The sequence below is a fragment of the Actinoplanes sp. L3-i22 genome (assembly GCF_019704555.1).
Classification (GTDB): Bacteria; Actinomycetota; Actinomycetes; order Mycobacteriales; family Micromonosporaceae; genus Actinoplanes.
The window spans coordinates 10,387,419-10,407,400 of the sequence record NZ_AP024745.1; the positions used below are offsets into that span (position 1 = coordinate 10,387,419).

Annotated in this window: 4 protein-coding genes; 3 read left to right on the forward strand and 1 reads right to left on the reverse strand. The window is 68.1% G+C overall.

Features of this window, described 5'->3' with window-relative positions; translation table 11 throughout:
* Positions 1-132 precede the first annotated feature (132 nt).
* A complete protein-coding gene (locus tag L3i22_RS46005) occupies positions 133-1,281 on the reverse strand; it encodes a glycine amidinotransferase (RefSeq protein ID WP_221323720.1) in 1,149 nt (382 codons plus the stop codon).
* Positions 1,282-1,796: 515 nt separating this feature from the next.
* Here L3i22_RS46005 and L3i22_RS46010 point away from each other — a divergent pair.
* The 3 genes from L3i22_RS46010 (at position 1,797) to L3i22_RS46020 (ending at position 19,937) form a co-directional block, all read left to right on the forward strand.
* On the forward strand, positions 1,797-2,831 hold the full coding sequence (locus tag L3i22_RS46010; protein WP_221323721.1) for a methyltransferase: 1,035 nt from the start codon (positions 1,797-1,799) through the stop codon (positions 2,829-2,831).
* A gap of 144 nt (positions 2,832-2,975) precedes the next feature.
* Entirely contained in the window at positions 2,976-3,191 is a 216-nt protein-coding gene (locus L3i22_RS46015) for an MbtH family protein (protein WP_221323722.1), read from the forward strand.
* A 213-nt stretch (positions 3,192-3,404) separates the two neighbouring features.
* Complete coding sequence (locus L3i22_RS46020) at positions 3,405-19,937, forward strand: non-ribosomal peptide synthetase (protein ID WP_221323723.1); 16,533 nt, start codon at positions 3,405-3,407, stop codon at positions 19,935-19,937.
* Positions 19,938-19,982: the final 45 nt, after the last annotated feature.

Below are 19,982 nucleotides of genomic sequence, written 5' to 3' on the forward strand. Positions count from 1 at the left end.
GGCCCGGCCGACGTCCTCAACGCGATGGACCTGCGGATGTATGAGGAGTCGGCGCTCCGTCGCCGGGACAGGCGACGAAGGAGGCCGAGACGCGGGAACCGCGCCGGTGGTCCTGCTGACCGACCGTCGCCCTCAGCTCAGGTAGTCCTCGAGGCCACCCTCACGAACGGTGTCGAGGGTGAAGCAGTGGAATCCGCCGCCGAACAACCGCCGGTGGCGATGGCGAACCGGGACGACGGTGAACTTGTGGTCTTCGAGTTCGCGGATCAGCTCGGGGCAGGCTTCGTTCACGAGAACCGTGTCCGGGTCGACCGAGAGCACGTTGAGATCGATGAACTTGCTGGTGAGGACCAGGTCGTCGTCGTCGTACCGGGGGAAGTTGTTGCTCCGCGGTACCGGCGGGACGATGATGTCCCACCGCCGCAGCGCTTCCGGGAGCTTGTCCAGGACGGCCGGCGACCGCACCAGCAGCGTGCCGGGTCGCAGCGCCAGGACCATGCTGTCGATGTGGCTGTCGCTGAGCCGGTGCACCCGGTGGATGCGGAAGCGTCCCTCGAGGTGACGTTCCAGCCAGTCGCAGGCGAGCGCGTGGTTCGCGGTCGACACGTTGGCGATGATGTCCCGGCCGAGGCGCAGGCACTGCGCGGCGTCGAACATCATCTCGTGGCCCACGTCGTACGGCGACGGCCGCGGGTCGTGGATCACCTCGGTCGGTCCGCCGGCCGAGGTGTCCCGGACGTAGGACAGATCGAACGATGCGTCGGTCATCAGCGGCCGGGGCATGACCGACCACCGTGCGCCGTGGCGGAAATATTCCTGGAAGATCGGCTTGAGCAGCTGCGTCTCGAAATAGCGCGAGCGGATCATCGGCGGTGTCTCGATGATCTCGTCGCCGACGATCAGCGTGTTGTCCCGGACGTTCAGCGCGGGGACCGTCGAGGCCGCCCAGGCCGGCGTTCGCACCGTCCCGGTGGAGTCGGGCAGGTCCATCGGCCGCAGCACGGTGACCGACAGTCCGGCCAGCGCGGCGGCGATGCCATCGAGATCCTCGGCCAGCTCGTCGACGTACTGCTGCTTGATGGGCGTGGCCCGCGGTGCGGTGGCGTCACGCTGCGACAGTCGCGGGTAGTACCACTCGGTGCGGAACGCGTTGTCGTTGACGATGTTGTCGTGAAAGAACAGGTCGAACGACAACTCACGTTCATGCGAAATATAATTCCGCGCAGAGCCGACGATCACCTCGCGTAGAGGTGACCATTCGTCATAGCTATTCAGATGCATACTTCCCCCGTGTTCTGGAATAGCGCACGAGTGCCACTCGTGATTTTGGGACCGCGCCGGCAGGCGGCCCATGCTATTCGCAGCTGATCGACACTCTTCGGTGCGATGATCGACATAAAAGCACACGGGCCCAAGTCCTCGCAATGCCGGTCCGCGACTCAGAGAAGCCTGTGTGTCCCCTATGGCCTCATCGGATCAGAGGCGGCGTTCGGAGCCGACGCGTTCCAGCGAAACTCACCGCCCAGAGCCATAGCGGCAGGTCAACCCGGTTCCGTTTGCCACTGCTTTCCTAAGTGGACTTCATGGGCCCCGCGTGGGCGCCTACCTGCGCGTGCGACCTGCGACTTTCCTACAAGATTGCAAGACTTTCCTGCTGATGCTGGTAGAGACATCGACGATCAAGCATGTGACATATTTCATAGATCTGCGGCCTTGTTGCCCTTGCATTCATACGGTTGCATGCTCGTGATGCCATGCTGGCCAAAGCGGGCATTGACACGGGGAGATGGCATCTAATGGCACCATTGCGCGATGATTCAATTCTTGAGCGGTTTCATCTGCTCGTCAACGCACCAGCGCTTTTCAATGCGATGACAACTGCGGTGGAACTCAACATCTACGGCTTTCTGGCCGAACATCCGGACTCCGGATTCACCGAGATCCAGGAATACACCGGTGTGCCCGCACACCAGCTCCGGGTCCTGTTACAGGCGGTCTGTGCGACCGGGTTGCTCGAGCGCCACGACGGTTTGTATCGCAATTCGGAGGTCGCCGCCGAGTTGTTGGCGACCGACGCCGACGACAGCTGGGGTCACATTCTCGTCGGGTGGAAAGAGGTCTATTATCCCGCTTTCGCCCAGATGACGACGGCGCTGCGGGCCGGGCGGAACACGGCGCTCGAGGTGTACCCCGGCGACGAGCCGACCCTCTATCAGCGGCTCGCCCGCAATCCCGACCTGGAGCGGGTCTTCCACCGCGCGATGAGCGCGTTCACGCTGCGATCGGTCGACGCGCTGGTGGAGCGCCCCGAGTTCGCCGGCGTACGCCACCTCCTGGACATCGGCGGCGGCGACGGAACCACCTCGCTCCGGCTGGCCACCCGCCACCCGGAGTTGCGCTGCACCGTGGTTGACATGCCCAGCGTTTCTCGCCTGGGGGATGCCTCGGCATCGGCCATTCCGGACCGCGTCGCCCTCCACCCGGCCGACATCTTCGCCGACGATTTCCCGTCCGGTGCTGACGCCGTCCTGTTCAGCCACGTGCTGGAGATCTTCGACGAGGACCGGATCGTCGGGCAGCTGAAGAAGGCTTACGACGTGTTGCCGGACGGCGGCACGGTCTTCGTGTACGGCTACAACGTCTCCGACGACGAGACCACCGGCCTGTTCGGCGCCCGGCTGGGGCTGTACTTCAACGTGCTCGCCAGTGGCCAAGGCATGGCGTACCCGGCTCGTGACTACGAGAACTGGCTGCGCGGCGTCGGCTTCAAGGCCGTCAGCACAGTTGCCGGGTTGCCGTACGAGCACGGCCTCACTATCGGCGTCAAGTAACACCGCCCAAGTCTCGGCCGACCGCGGAGCCGCGCCGGCTCCGCGGTCCCCTCGCCTTCCACCTCACCTGCCGGTCTGGCCGATGAGGTATCGCCTGCTGGGTTCGGCCCGGGTGCCCCCAGTCCACGGAGTAAGGATCCTTCGATGGCCAATCCATTCGACAACTCCGACGGTCGCTTCTTCGTGCTCGTGAATGACGAGGGCCAGCACTCGCTGTGGCCCACGTTCACCGCTGTCCCGGACGGCTGGACCGTCGCGTTCGGCGAGTCCGACCGCTCCTCCTGCATGACGTACATCAACGAGAACTGGGTCGACATGCGGCCGCGGAGCCTGGTTGTCCAGATGGAAGCGGCGCGTTAGCCGCCGAGCTTCGCAAGTCTGACCGACGTGGCCGGCGGCGACGGCACGGCTGGGTTCCGGCCCGCCGGGCCGCCGGCCCGCAGTCGCCACACTTCAGTCCGCGATTCCCCCGACAGACCAAATTACGGCCCGGTCGAGTACTCCTGGGCCGTCGCCGCGGCGTGCGGTCGTCCGCCCGGTCGACAACATCTCCCTTTCTAGGAGTAGCGAGAAATGATCGTGGGTTCGGTGCAGGAGGCCTTTCAAACGCAGGTCCGGCGAACACCCGACCTGGTGGCGGTACGGGCCGACGGTCGTGGTCTCACCTATCAGGAACTGGACGAGCAGTCCGGCCGACTGGCCCGGCGCCTGGTCATCGCGGGGGCGGCTCCGGACCGTCCGGTCCTGGTCCGGACCGGCCGCGGGGTCGACCTCGCGGTGGCGCTGCTGGCCGTGCTCAAAGCCGGCTCGTTCTATGTGACGCTGCCGCCGGCACTCACCGCCGCGCAGGCGGACGTCATCGCTGCGGACAGCAAGGCTGTCGTGCTCTTGACCGATTCGACGGTCGACCCGCGGTCCCGGCCCGCTGTGCCGGTGACCCTGCTGCTCGATGAGCCGGACGAAGCCATCGACTTCGCCCTGGACACCGCGCGGACCGAGCCGGCCGGCGCCGACCGGATCGCCTACGTGCTCTACCGGGTGGATCGGGCTGACCCGGTCGGCGTCGCCTGTACGCACGGTTCGGTCACCGGTGGTCTCGGTGGGCACACGGCCGGGGTCGAACAACGCTTCGCGCTCCTCGCCCCGTACGCCGTCGGCGGCCTGTTCTGGCATCCGTTGCTGACCGGCGGCACCCTCGTCCTCGTCGGCGACGCCGATTTCAGCGCCGATCGGCTGGCGGCGTTGCTCGGATCGGAGCGGGTCACCGGCGTCGCCCTCCCGACCGACATGTTCCGTGCGCTGGCAATCGACGCACCGGGTTGCCTGGCCGGAGTCCGCGATGTCGTCACCGGGTTCGATCCCGAGGTCGCCGATATCGCGCGGCGGGTACTGCCCGAGTGCCCCGGCCTCACGGTCCGGGCCGCTTACGGCCCGGCTGAACTGGGCCGTTCGGTGGCCGAGGCGGCATGGACCGCGGCCGACCAGGTGCCCGAACACCGGCCGGCGGCTGACCTGGCCCCGGAGGTACGGGCATACCTGCTGGACAAGAAGCTGTCCGCCGTCGGTGACGGGGAGGTCGGCGAGCTCTACCTCGCCGGCGCCGGACTCGCCCGTGGATACCTCACCGGCCCGGCTGTCACCGCGGCGAATTTCGTCGCCGAACCCGGCGGTGCGGCCGGATCACGTATGTTTCGCACCGGCGACCTGGCCCGGCGTCATCCGGACGGTCGTCTCGAGGTGGTCGGGCGCGCCGACGCCGCCGGTGAACTCGCCCGTGACCTGGTTCGCTGGAACGACACCGCGATCGAACCGCCGTCCGGCGCCCGATCGGTGGCCGCGATGTTCGAGACCCAGGCGGTGGCCACCCCGGACGCGGTCGCTGTCTGGGCCGACGGTGTCTCGGTCAGCTACGCGGAGCTCAACCGGCAAGCCAACCGCCTCGCTCACCTGTTGATCGACCGGGGCGTCGGCCCCGAGCACCTGGTCGCTCTCTCGGTGCCGCGCGACGCCCATCTGGTGACCGCGGTGATGGCCGTGCTCAAAGCGGGCGCCGGTTACCTTCCGCTGGACCCCACCTATCCCGGCGATCGCCTGTCCTACATGGTGCAGCACGCCCGGCCCGCCCTCGCCATCGGCGGGGACGACGGCGGCGCAGTCGCGGCCGCCTGCCGTGCGGCCGGCGTGATCCGGCTGGATCTGGACGCTCCCGAGACCGCCGCCGAGCTGGCGGCGCGCCCGGACACCGATCCCCGGGACCGGGACCGGGTCGCCCCGCTCGACCCCCGCAACGTCGCCTACACCATTTTCACCTCGGGCTCGACCGGCCAGCCCAAGGGCGTCGCGATCACCCACGCCAACATGACCAACCTGATGCTGTGGGCGGTCCGGGAGTTCGGCCGCCGGCAGCTCGGCCACGTCCTGTTCACCACCTCGCTCAGCTTCGACGTGTCGGTCTTCGAGCTGTTCAGCCCGCTCGTCTGGGGCGGAACCGTGGAGATCCAGGAGAATCTGCTGGCCCTCGCCCAACGCCCGGACGAAGCGCCGCGGCCGACGCTGATCAGCGGCGTGCCCTCGGTGCTCGCCCAACTGGTCACCGAGGGACAGTTGCGGATCTCGACCGACACGGTGGTGCTCTGCGGCGAGGCCCTCCCGGCGCACGCCGCCCGGGTGATCAAGGCCGCGGTCTCGGCGAAGCGGCTGGTGAACATGTACGGGCCGACCGAGACGACCGTCTACGCCACCGGATGGACCGACCACGAGCCGGTGTTCGGGCCGCCGCCGATCGGTGCTCCGATGATCAACACGATGGCGTACGTCCTGGACGAGTGCCTGCGTCCGGTTCCGGTGGGTACCGTCGGTGACCTCTACATCGGCGGCGCCGGTGTGGCGCGGGGCTACCTGAATCGTGCGGACTTGACCGCCGAGCGATTCTTGGCGGATCCGTTCGGCGGTGGTGGTCAGCGGATGTATCGCACCGGAGACCGGGCGCGGTGGACATCGACGGGCCTGCTGGACTTCGTGGGTCGTGACGACGCGCAGGTGAAGATCCGTGGTTTCCGGATCGAGTTGTCGGAGATCGAGTCGGTGCTGGCCGGTTTCCCGGGTGTGCGTCAGGTGGTGGTGCTGGCGCGGGAGGACCGGCCGGGAGACAAGCGGCTGGTCAGCTATCTGGTCGCCGACGAGGATCTCGATGAGCCCGGTCTGGCGGCACACCTGCGCGCTCTCCTGCCGGAGTACATGGTGCCGGCGGCAATGGTCCGGCTGGACCGGTTGCCGCTGACCGTCAACGGGAAGCTGAACCGGAAGGCACTACCGGCTCCGGACTACTCGGCCGGCCGGGCACCCGGTTCCGGCCGCGCGCCGCGGACCGACGTCGAGGCCCGACTGTGCGACCTTTTCGCCGACGTTCTGGGCGTGCCCGAGGTTGACCCGGAGGACAACTTCTTCAACCTGGGTGGGCACTCCCTGCTTGCCACCCGGTTGGTCTATCGGATCCGCAACGCCTTCGGCGTCGAATTGCCGATGGCGACGGTCTTCCAGGCGCCGTCCGTGGAATCGCTGGCGTCGCACCTGGACCAGGGTCCGGCGGTGCGGTCGGCCGCATTGGAGGCGGTGGCTCGTTCGGGTCCGGTACCGATGTCGTACGCCCAGCAGCGGTTGTGGTTCGCGGCGCAGTTGGAGGGTCCGACTCCGGCCTACAACCTGCCGGTCGGCTTCCGGTTGGCCGGCCCACTGAACGTGGCGGCACTGGAGGCGGCGCTGTTCGACGTCGTCGGCCGGCACGAAAGCCTGCGGACGGTGCTGCAGGAGGTCGGCGGCCAACCTGTTCAGGTGGTGCTGCCGGCGGAGCCTTTGCCGCTGCACCGGGTTTCCGCGGCGGACGGCGACGTGGATCGGCTGCTGCGGGAGCTGAGCGGATATCGCTTCGACCTCGCGGCCGAACCACCGCTACGGGTGACCCTGATTGATGCCGGTCCGGACGACCATGCGCTGCTCGCGTTGTTCCATCACTCGGCGAGTGATGGTGAGTCGATGGGCCCGTTCCGCCGGGATCTGGCGCTGGCCTACCGTGCTCGCCTCGACGGCACGGCGCCCGCCTGGGTGCCGTTGCCGGTGCAGTATGCGGATTATGCGTTGTGGCAGCGGGAGCTGTTGGGCGATGAGGCTGATCCGGGCTCGTTGATCGGTACTCAGCTGAGTTTTTGGCGTTCGGCGTTGGCTGGTCTGCCGGTGGAGCTGGACTATCCGACCGATCGGGTGCGGCCCGCGGTGGCGTCGGGCCGGGGTCAGGGATTCTCGGTTGATCTGGATGCCGATCTTCATGCGGCGATGGCTGAGCTGTGCCGTGGTACAGCGACGACGTTGTTGATGCTGGCGCATGCGTCACTGGCAACGGTATTGACCCGGGTGGGTGCGGGTACGGACATTCCGATCGGTACGCCGACGGCGGGGCGCAGCGATGAGAAGCTCGACGATCTGGTCGGATTTTTCGTCAATACGTTGGTGTTGCGGACGGATACCAGTGGCGATCCGACGTTCCGGGAGCTGTTGGCTCGGGTGCGGGAGACGAGTCTGGCCGCGTACGCGAATCAGGAGGTTCCGTTCGATCGGGTGGTCGAGGCGCTCAATCCGCCCCGGTCGGCCGCCCGCAACCCGCTGTTCCAGGTCATGCTGCAGGTCGATGTCCACACGGACGACCTGCCGCTCGACCTCGGCGGTATCCGAGGCGAGGAGATCCTTGCCGAGCGTCGAAACGAGAAGTTCGACTTCTCGATGATCCTGCACGCGTCGGTCACCGCCGGGGGCGGGGCCACGCCGATCCGGGCCGACGTCGGTTTCGCCACCGACCTGTTCGACGAGTCGACGATCCGGCACCTGTTCGATCGGATGGTGCGGGTCCTTCGGGTCGCCACCGCGAATCCCGACACGCGGCTCAGCGCCATCGACATCCTCGGCGAGGCCGAGCGCACCGATCTGATCCGGCTGGGCACCGGTCGTGCCCTCGACCCGGCGAGGTTCACCGAGCCGTCTCTGCAGAAGGCGTTCCGGCAGCAGGTGACACGGACACCGGACGCGGTCGCGGTGCGCTGCGCGGGCCGCAGCCTGACCTACGCCGAGCTCGATCGGCAGGCCAACCGGCTGGCCCGGCGGCTGCTGGCGGCCGGCGCCGGCCCGGAGCAGCCGGTGGCCACGCTGCTCGACCGCACGGTCGACCTGGTGGTGGCACTGACCGCGATTCTCAAGGCGGGCTCGTACTACGTACCGCTGCATCATGCTTCCCCACTCGACCGGATGCAGTGGGTAGTAGGGGAGAGCGGCGCCCGGGTGCTGCTGACGGACCTGGCCATGCGGGAGCGGGGACTGCCGACCGCGGACGTGACGGTGCTGGTCGACGACGACACCGCCGACGTGCCGGGCTTTCCATCGACCGATCCGGACGTGCCGGGGCTGCGGGAACAGTTGGCCTACGTGATGTACACGTCCGGCTCGACCGGCCGCCCCAAGGGTGTGGCGATCACCCACCAGGATGTCTTCGAACTGGTCAGCGATTCGCTTTTCACCCCCGGCGACCACGACCGGGTGTTGCTGCTGACCCCGTACGAGTTCGACCCGTCGACCTACTCGTTCTGGTACCCGCTGCTGCACGGCGGCACCGCGATCATCGCGCCCGAGGCCGACCTCACGGTCGAGCGGCTGGGCCGGCTCATGCAGCAGGAGCGGATCACCGGCGTGGACATCACGGCCGGGCTGTTCCGGGTGATGGCCGAGGAACAGCCGGAGTGCTTCGCCGGTGTCCACGTGGTCATCACCGGTGGCGACATCGTCTCCCCCGTCGCCGTCCGCCGCGCTCTTGAGCACTGCCCCGGGCTGCTGGTACGCAGCAACTATGGCCCGACCGAGACCACCCTGTTCGCGAGTTCCGCGCCGTGGCGCCGGGCCGCCGATGTCCCGGCGCCGGTCCCGATCGGCCGGCCGTTGGACGGGATGTCGGCGTACGTCCTCGATGACGCGTTGGATCTGGTGCCGGTGGGTGTGGTCGGTGATCTGTATCTGGCTGGTTCGGGTCTGGCGCGGGGATATCTGAACCGTGCGGATCTGACCGGGGAGCGGTTCGTGGCGGATCCGTTCGGTGTCGTGGGTACGCGGATGTATCGCACGGGTGACCGGGTGCGGTGGACGTCGGCCGGGTTGCTGGATTTTGTGGGTCGTGCTGACGCGCAGGTGAAGATTCGTGGTTTCCGGATCGAGTTGTCGGAGATCGAGTCGGTGCTGGCGGGCTGCGCCGGGGTGCGTCAGGTGGCGGTGGTGGCGCGCGAGGATCGGCCGGGTGACAAACGCCTGGTGGGTTACGTGGTGGTGGACCCGGGTGTCGAGCTGGCGGAGCTGGAGTCGCATGCCCGGGAGGTCCTGCCCGACTACATGATCCCCAGCGCCATGATCCGCCTGGAGAAGCTCCCCCTCACCCCCAACAACAAGGTCGACCTGCGGGCCTTGCCCGCGCCCGAGGTCACAGCGGGCGAAGGACGCGAGCCGGCCACTCCGGTCGAGGAGATCCTCTGCGGGCTGTACGCGGAGGTGTTGGGCGTGCCGCGGGTGGGTGTGGAGGACAGCTTCTTCGACCTCGGTGGGCACTCGCTGCTGGTAACCCGCCTGGTCGCACGGATCCGCTCCGCCTTCGGCGTCGACCTGTCCGTCCGAACAGTTTTCGAGGCCCCGTCCGTCGCCCTGCTCGCGTCACGGCTGGAAACCGGCCCAGCAGTACGCTCGGTGCCGCTTGAGCCGGCGACACGTTCGGGCCCGGTCCCGATGTCATTCGCTCAACAACGGTTGTGGTTCATCGGGCAACTCGACGGCGCCACCTCGGCCTACAACATGCCGATAGCCCTGCGACTGACCGGCACGCTCGACGCGGACGCATTGCAAGAAGCACTGTCCGACGTCACCGACCGCCACGAAAGCCTGCGCACCGTCCTACGTGAGGTCGACAGCGAACCAGTACAAATCGTCCTACCCGCCACACCGATAACTCTGCACCGCACCTCAACCACCGACATTGACACGCTCCTACACGACCTGGCCGGCCACGTCTTCGACCTGTCAGCCGAACCCCCACTACGAGCCACCCTGATCCAGGAAGCCCCGGACACCCACGTCCTACTCCTCCTGTTCCACCACATCGCCAGCGACGGCGAATCGATGGGGCCGTTCCGGCGAGACCTGGCCCTCGCCTACCGCGCCCGCCTCAACGGCCACGCCCCGACCTGGACACCACTACCGGTCCAATACGCCGACTACGCCCAATGGCAACGCGAGCTGCTCGGCGACGAAGACGACCCCGAATCCCTGATCACCTCGCAACTCAACTTCTGGCGCCAAGCACTGGCCGAGCTACCCACGGAACTGACCTACCCGACGGACCGAATCCGGCCGGCGGTCGCATCCGGCCACGGTCGTGGGTTCTCGGTCGATCTGTCCGCCCGTCTTCACGCGGCGATGGACGACCTGTGCCGTCGTACCGGTACGACGATGGTGATGGTGGCGCACGCCGCCCTGGCAACCCTGCTGACCAGACTCGGCGCAGGCACCGACATCCCGATCGGCACACCAGCCGCCGGCCGCAACGACGAAAAACTCGACAACCTCGTCGGCTTCTTCGTCAACACACTCGTCCTGCGCACCGACACCAGCGGCGACCCCACCTTCCGAGACCTACTCGCCCGAGTACGCGACACAAGCCTCGCCGCCTACGCCAACCAAGAAGTCCCATTCGACCGCATCGTCGAAACCATCAACCCACCACGCTCCGCCGCCCGCAACCCACTCTTCCAGATCATGATGCAGGTCGAGGTCGGCACCGACGACACTCTCGACCTGCCGGGTGTCACGGGCCAGCTGCTGCGCGAGACCCCTCAGACCGAGATGTTCGACCTGTCGTTCGAGTTGCAGACGCGGATCGACGAGGACGGCGCTCCGGGACCGCTGCGGCTCGACACCGGCTTCGCCACCGACCTGTTCGACGAGACCACCGCCCGGCAGTTCACCACCCGCCTCGTCCGAGTGCTCCAGTCGATCACCGCGGACCCTGATCGCCGGCTCAGCGCCGTCGACCTGATGGACGACGACGAACGGCAGCGCACGCTGATCGAGTGGAACCGGACCACGGTGCCGGCCGCGTTGGACACCCCGCTGGTGCCCGAGCTTTTCGCCGCCCAGGTGCGGCGCACCCCCGGCGCCGTCGCTCTGGTCGACGAGGGCCTCGAGATCTCGTACGCCGAACTGGACGGACGGGCGAACCGCCTGGCCCGAAAGCTCGTCGCGCTCGGCGCGGGCCCCGAACAGTCGGTCGCCGTCTGCGTGCCACGCGGTCCTGACCTGATCAGCGCCCTGCTCGCGGTCCTCAAGGCGGGCGCGTCCTACCTTCCTCTGGACGCCGACTACCCGGCCGACCGGCTCACCTTCATGCTCGAGGACTGCGCCCCGATCTGCGCGGTGGCGGTCGGCGAGACAGCGGCCGGACTCGGCGACGCCGTGCCGGTCGTGGTCCTCGACGAGCCGGGCACAGCCGCCGAGCTGAGCCGCCTCTCCGGCGAACCGATCACCGACCGTGACCGGCTCGCCGCGTTGCAGCCCGGCCACCCGGCGTACGTGATCTACACGTCCGGTTCGACCGGCCGGCCCAAGGGCACGGTCATCCCGTACTCCGCCATGGTCAGCCAGGTTCTCTGGGTACGGGACTTCTTCAGCCTCGGGCCCGTCGACCGGCTGGTCCAGTTCTCGTCGGTCAGCTGGGACCCGCACGTCGAGGACATCTACCCGATCCTGGTGTCCGGCGGCTCGCTGCTGGTTCCCCGCGACCCGGCCGGGCAGCTGCCCACGCTGATGCGCCGGCCGGTCGGCGCGGCCCTGACGATGATCGGCCTGCCCACCGGTTTCTGGCACGAGCTGGTGGCGGCCGGCGAGACGATCGACTGGCCGACAGGCCTACGGGTGGTCAACGTCGCCGGTGAGGCGATGCGGCAGCACTCGGTCGCCCTCTGGCTGGAGCGCTTCGGCGACGGGGTGCGGCTGACCAACACGTACGGACCCACCGAGGTAACGGTCAACTCGACGGCGACCTTCGTGTCGACCGCCGACAGGGACGACCCACCGATCGGTCGGCCGGTCTGGAACACCCGTGCGTACGTGCTCGATGACGCGTTGCGGCCGGTCCCTGCCGGTGTTCCCGGCGAGCTCTATCTGGCCGGGACCCAGTTGGCCCGCGGCTACCGCGGCCGGCCGGACCTGTCGGCCGAGCGGTTCGTGGCCTGCCCGTTCGAGACCGGCGGCGAGCGCATGTACCGTACCGGCGACCTCGCGCGGTGGAACACCGACGGGACGCTGACCTTCCTCGGCCGGGCCGACGACCAGGTGAAGGTCCGGGGCTTCCGGATCGAGCCGGGCGAGGTCCAGTCCGCGATCGAGACCGACCCGAGGGTGGCCCAGGCCGCTGTCATCGCCCGGCAGGATCCGCCCGGCGACACCCGCCTGGTCGCCTACGTCGTCGCGGCCGACGGTGTCGGCGGGGAGGAACTGCCGGCTCGGATCCGCGATCACGCCCGGGGGCTGCTGCCGGAATACATGGTCCCGGCGGCGGTGGTGCTGATGGATCGGCTGCCGTTGACGTCGAACGGGAAGCTGGACCGCCGGGCGTTGCCGGCGCCCGACTACACCGCCGGCACGGTCGCGGGATCGGTGCCGGGCACTCCGGTCGAGGAGATCCTCTGCGGACTGTTCGCGGATGTGCTGGGTGCCGCTCAGGTGGGTGTGGACGACAGTTTCTTCGACCTCGGTGGGCACTCGCTGCTGGTAACCCGCCTGGTCGCACGGATCCGCTCCGCCTTCGGCATCGACCTGTCCGTCCGAGCCGTCTTCGAAGCACCCTCAGTACGCCTGCTCGCAACACGTCTCGACGAAGGCACACCAGCACACCGGACAACACTGGAACCGGCACCACGCACCGGCCCGATCCCGATGTCATTCGCCCAACAACGGCTGTGGTTCATCGGACAACTCGAAGGCGCCACCTCCACCTACAACATGCCGGTAAGCCTGCGCCTGACCGGCCCACTCGACATACCAGCACTACAAGCGGCACTGACCGACATCACCGACCGCCACGAAAGCCTGCGCACGGTCCTACGCGAGATCGACAGCGAACCCGTACAAATCGTCCTACCCGCCACACCGGTAACCCTGCACCACGCCTCAACCACCAACACCGACACCGACACCGTGCTGCGAGACCTCACCAACCACATCTTCGACCTCTCAGCCGAACCACCCTTCCGGGCAACCCTGATCCAGGAAAACCCGGACACCCACGTACTCCTCATCCTGTTCCACCACATCGCCAGCGACGGCGAATCAATGGGCCCATTCCGGCGAGACCTCACCCACGCCTACCACGCCCGCCTCAACGGCCACGCCCCAACCTGGACACCACTACCAGTCCAATACGCCGACTACGCCCAATGGCAACGACAACTACTCGGCGACGAAACCGACCCACACTCACTGATCAACTCGCAGCTCGCATTCTGGCGCCAGACACTGACCGACCTACCGGTAGAACTGGACTACCCGACCGACCGAACCCGACCCGCAGTCGCATCCGGACGCGGCGCAGCCTTCACCATCGACCTCGACACCTCACTGCACGACCGCCTGACCCGACTCGCCCGACTCACCAGCACCACCATGTCGATGATCGCCCACGCCGCCCTGGCAACCCTGCTCACCAGACTCGGCGCAGGCACCGACATCCCGATCGGCACACCAGCCGCCGGCCGCAACGACGAAAAACTCGACAACCTCGTCGGCTTCTTCGTCAACACACTCGTCCTGCGCACCGACACCAGCGGCGACCCCACCTTCCGAGACCTACTCGCCCGAGTCCGCGACACAAGCCTCGCCGCCTACGCCAACCAAGAAATCCCATTCGACCGCATCGTCGAAACCATCAACCCACCACGCTCCGCCGCCCGCAACCCACTCTTCCAAATCCTGCTCCAAGTCGACCTGGGCACCGACGACCATGCCCTCGACCTGCCCGGACTCCAGGTGTCCGAGACAACCGAGTTCCAGGACCTGGCCCGCTTCGACTTCACCGTCGACATCTCGGCACCGACGACCGACGACGGGCCGAGCCCTCTCCGCGCCACGATCAACTACGCCACCGACCTCTTCGACGAGGTGACGATGCGGTCGATGGTGGACCACCTCGTACGGATCCTGGAGTCCGCGGCGACAGACCCGGAACAGCACCTGAGCCGCATCGACCTCCTCGGCGAAGCCGCCCGTGCCGACCTGATCCGCCTGGGCACCGGCGGGCCCCTCACCTGTGCGGGGTCGACCGGCGTGTCTTTGCAGGAGGAGTTCCGCCGGCAGGTACGGCGTACACCGGACGCGGAGGCGGTGAGCTGCGCCGGGCACCGCCTGACCTACGCCCAGCTCGACCACTTGGCCAACCGACTCGCGCAGCGCCTGCTGGCAGCCGGTGCCGGCCCGGAGCGGCCGGTGGCCATGCTGATGGGCCGCAGCGTCCAGCTCGTCGTCGCCCTCATCGCGATCGGCAAGACCGGTTCCTTCTACCTTCCGTTGCAGGCCACGTTCCCGCTCGACCGGATGGCCGGGGTGCTCGCCGAGTCCGGCACGACGGTGCTGGTCACCGACCGCGAGATGCGCGATCGCGGCCTACCCGCGGTGCCGGTGGTGGTGGTCGCGGACGACGAGGACCAGGACGGCCCGGGCGAGGACCCCGGCGTGATCGGCGGCCGGGACCAGCTGGCGTACGTGATCTACACATCCGGCTCCACCGGGCGCCCGAAGGGCGTCGGTGTCAGCCACCAGAACGTGTTCGACCTGCTCGACGACTCGTTGTTCCGGTCCGGCACGCACGATCGGGTGCTGATGGTGACGCCGTACGAGTTCGACCCGTCGACCTACATGTTCTGGTACCCGCTGCTGCACGGCGGAACGACCGTCATCGCGCCCGACCCGAACCTGAGCGTGGAGCAGATCGCCGATCTCATCCGCACCGAGCGAATCACCGCCCTGGATGTGTCGGCCGGCCTGTTCCGGGTGATGGCCGAGGAACAGCCGGAGTGCTTCGCCGGCGTGAGCGAGGTCTTCACCGGTGGCGACATCGCCTCACCGGTCGCGATCCGCCGGGTCTTGGAGGCATGTCCCGGAATCCGGGTGCGAACCGCGTACGGCCCGACCGAGACCACGCTGTTCGCCGCCACCGCACGCTGGGATCGGCCGGACCAGGTGCCGTCCGTCGTACCCCTCGGCCAGGTGCTCGACGGGATGTCGGCGTACGTCCTCGATGACGCGTTGGATCTGGTGCCGGTGGGTGTGGTCGGTGATCTGTATCTGGCTGGTTCGGGTCTGGCGCGGGGGTATCTGAACCGTGCGGATCTGACCGGGGAGCGGTTCGTGGCGGATCCGTTCGGTGTCGTGGGTACGCGGATGTATCGCACGGGTGACCGGGTGCGGTGGACGTCGGCCGGGTTGCTGGATTTTGTGGGTCGTGCTGACGCGCAGGTGAAGATTCGTGGTTTCCGGATCGAGTTGTCGGAGATCGAGTCGGTGCTGGCGGGCTGCGCCGGGGTGCGTCAGGTGGCGGTGGTGGCGCGCGAGGATCGGCCGGGTGACAAACGCCTGGTGGGTTACGTGGTGGTGGACCCGGGTGTCGAGCTGGCGGAGCTGGAGTCGCATGCCCGGGAGGTCCTGCCCGACTACATGATCCCCAGCGCCATGATCATTCTCAACACCCTGCCGTTGACGTCGAACGGGAAGCTGGATCGCCGTGCTCTTCCCGCGCCGCAGGTCGCGGCCGGGGAAAGCGTCGAGCCGACCACCCCGGCCGAGGCGCGATTGTGCGAGTTGTTCGCGGATGTGCTGGGTGCCGCTCAGGTGGGTGTGGACGACAGTTTCTTCGACCTCGGTGGGCACTCGCTGCTGGTAACCCGCCTGGTCGCACGGATCCGCTCCGCCTTCGGCATCGACCTGTCCGTCCGAGCCGTCTTCGAAGCACCCTCAGTACGCCTGCTCGCAACACGTCTCGACGAAGGCACACCAGCACACCGGACAACACTGGAACCGGCACCACGCACCGGCCCGATCCCGATGTCATTCGCCCAACAACGGCTGTGGTTCATCGGACAACTCGAAGGCGCCACCTCCACCTACAACATGCCGGTAAGCCTGCGCCTGACCGGCCCACTCGACATACCAGCACTACAAGCGGCACTGACCGACATCACCGACCGCCACGAAAGCCTGCGCACGGTCCTACGCGAGATCGACAGCGAACCCGTACAAATCGTCCTACCCGCCACACCGGTAACCCTGCACCACGCCTCAACCACCAACACCGACACCGACACCGTGCTGCGAGACCTCACCAACCACATCTTCGACCTCTCAGCCGAACCACCCTTCCGGGCAACCCTGATCCAGGAAAACCCGGACACCCACGTACTCCTCATCCTGTTCCACCACATCGCCAGCGACGGCGAATCAATGGGCCCATTCCGGCGAGACCTCACCCACGCCTACCACGCCCGCCTCAACGGCCACGCCCCAACCTGGACACCACTACCAGTCCAATACGCCGACTACGCCCAATGGCAACGACAACTACTCGGCGACGAAACCGACCCACACTCACTGATCAACTCGCAGCTCGCATTCTGGCGCCAGACACTGACCGACCTACCGGTAGAACTGGACTACCCGACCGACCGAACCCGACCCGCAGTCGCATCCGGACGCGGCGCAGCCTTCACCATCGACCTCGACACCTCACTGCACGACCGCCTGACCCGACTCGCCCGACTCACCAGCACCACCATGTCGATGATCGCCCACGCCGCCCTGGCAACCCTGCTCACCAGACTCGGCGCAGGCACCGACATCCCGATCGGCACACCAGCCGCCGGCCGCAACGACGAAAAACTCGACAACCTCGTCGGCTTCTTCGTCAACACACTCGTCCTGCGCACCGACACCAGCGGCGACCCCACCTTCCGAGACCTACTCGCCCGAGTCCGCGACACAAGCCTCGCCGCCTACGCCAACCAAGAAATCCCATTCGACCGCATCGTCGAAACCATCAACCCACCACGCTCCGCCGCCCGCAACCCACTCTTCCAAATCCTGCTCCAGGTCGACCTGGGCACCGACGACCATGCCCTCGACCTGCCCGGAGTGGAGATCTCCGAGATCTCGACGGCCCCACAGATGGAGAAGTTCGACCTCTCGATCACCTTGCAGGGCGCCCCCGGGGGAGCGCTGCGGGCCTACGTCCGGTACGCCACGGACCTGCTCGACCAGCCGACCGTACGCCGGATGTTCGACCGGTTCGCCCGGGTCCTGGCCGCGATGGCCGCCGACCCGGACACCCGGCTCGGCGCGGTCGACATCCTCGACCCGGTCGAGCGGCAGTCGCTGCTGACCGGGTGGAGCCACACCTCCTCGCCGATCCCCGCCGAGTTGCTCGCCGACCGGTTCGGCGAGTGGGCGGAGCACACGCCGTCGGCCCGGGCGCTGATCGTGGGTGAGGAGTCCGCCACCTACGCCGAACTGGACGTGCTCACCAACCGGCTGGCCCATCATCTCGTGGCCCAGGGCATCGGGCCGGAGTCCGTGGTGGCGCTGTGTCTGCCACGCGGCGCCGACACCATTGCCGCCATCTTGGCGGTCTGGAAGGCCGGCGCGGCCTACCTGCCCGTGGATCCGGCCTTCCCGTCCGACCGGATCGCCTTCATGCTCGCCGACAGCGGAGCCGCGACCGTCCTCGGTGCACACCTTCCGGCGGACGTGCCGTGGCCGCCGGGTGTCCACCCGATTCGCCTCGACGATCCCGGCGTCTTCCAGCAGGTCCAGCGGTATCCGGCAACCCGGCCCCGGGTGCACGTCCCGGCGACCGCGCTGGCCTATGTGATGTACACGTCCGGATCGACCGGGCGCCCCAAGGGCGTCGCGGTCACCCACCATTCCTTGAGCAACTACGTGGCGTCGGCGACCGGGCGGCTCTCGTTGGGCCGGCCCGGTGGGCGGTACGCGCTGCTGCAGCCGCAGGTGACCGACCTCGGGAACACCATGCTGTTCGCCGCCCTGGCCACTGGTGGTGAACTGCACATCCTCGACGCCGAGGCGGTGACCGACCCGGACGCGGTGGCCGACTACCTGAAGGTCCACCGCATCGACTACCTCAAGGCGGTGCCGTCACATCTCGCGGCGTTGTCGGTCGACGGACTGGAGCGGGTGCTGCCGGCCCGGTCACTGGTGCTCGGTGGCGAGGCCGCGGCGCCCGGGTGGATGCGCGAACTGCTCAGGGTGGCCGGCGGCCGGCAGATCTTCAACCACTACGGACCCACCGAGACGACCATCGGCGTCCTCACCACGGCGATCACCGCCGGATCGGCACCGGACGGACAGGTACCGCTCGGCACCCCGATCGCGAACACCGGGACGTACGTGCTGGACGAGGGGCTGCGGCCGGTGCCGCCCGGCGTGGTCGGCGAGTTGTACGTCACCGGCGCCGGGCTGGCCCGGGGCTACCACGCCCGGCCCGGGCTGACCGCGGAACGCTTCGTGGCCTGTCCGTTCGAGCCGGGCGTACGGATGTACCGCACCGGCGACCTGGTGCGATGGACGGCGGACCGAACCCTGCGGTACGAGGGACGGGCCGACGACCAGGTAAAGGTCCGCGGTTTCCGGATCGAGCCCGACGAGGTGCGCGCGGCGGTGGAAGCCGTCCCCGGCGTCGCCCAGGCGGCGGTGGTGGCCCGCGCGGACGCGCACGGTGACCTGCGATTGTTCGCCTACGTGGTGCCGGCGGTGGGCACCACCGAAGCCGGGATGCCGGAAGCGGTGCGCACGTACGTCGGAGCCCGGTTGCCGGCGTTCATGGTGCCGGCCGCGGTGGTGGCGCTCGACCGGCTCCCGTTGACCGCCAACGGAAAGCTGGACCGCGCGCTGCTGCCGGCGCCGGATTTCGGCGCCACGGCGGCCGGGACCGAACCCCGCAACGCCCAGGAGCAGATGGTCTGCGACCTGTTCGCCGAGTTGCTGGACCGGCCGGCGGTCAGCGTCGACGACAACTTCTTCGACCTCGGTGGACACTCCCTGCTGGCCACCCGCCTCGTCGCCCGGGTCCGTTCGACATTCGACTGCGATATACCGGTGCGGGCGCTGTTCGAGGCGCCGACCCCGGGTGGGCTGGCCCGGTGGCTGGTCACCGGCGGCATCGGCGACGCCTTCGACGTGCTGTACCCGATGCGTACGAGCGGGTCGCAGCCGCCGCTGTTCTGTCTGCACGCGGGAAGCGGCCTGGCCTGGGTCTACAGCGGGCTGCTGCGGCACCTCAATCCGGAGATCCCGCTGTACGGCGTCCAGTCGCTCGGCCTGGCGATGACCACCCAGCGGCCGGACACCTTGGCCCTGATGGCCCGGGAATACACGGCGCGGATCCGCTCGGTTCAGCCGCACGGACCGTACCGGCTGATGGGTTGGTCGCTGGGTGGCGTCGTGGCGCACGAGGTGGCGGTGCAGTTGCAGGCGGCCGGAGAGCGGGTGACGTTCCTCAGCGTGCTCGACACCGAGATGATCTGGGACGAGGAGACGGCGGGCACGCCGGTGCCGGCCGAGTTCCTCCGTTACGTGGCCGGAGATCCCGAGCTGGTGACGGCCGAGATCGCCGAATTGGCGGCCGGTGGTCCGAACGGCGTACCGGTGCTGAACGCGCTGGAGGGCGACGAACAGAAGATGGTGGTCAGCGCACTGCGCTACCACCAGCAGATCCGGCCCCGGCACGTGCCCACGGCCTACCGCGGGGACCTGCTGTTCGTGCGCGCCACCGCTGACAAGGACGAACTCCTCACCGCCGCGAGCACCTGGGGACCGTACGTCACCGGTGTCATCGACGAATTGCACATCGACTGCACGCACTACCAACTGCTCGACATGGCGCCGCTGGCCGCCATCGGTGCATCACCGGCCGCGAAGCCGCTGCTGACGATCGCCCAGGCCCTGAACGAACGGCTCGGCTCGTCCTGACCGACGCACCTCCGATCTCGGCACCACCTTTCCAACACATATGGG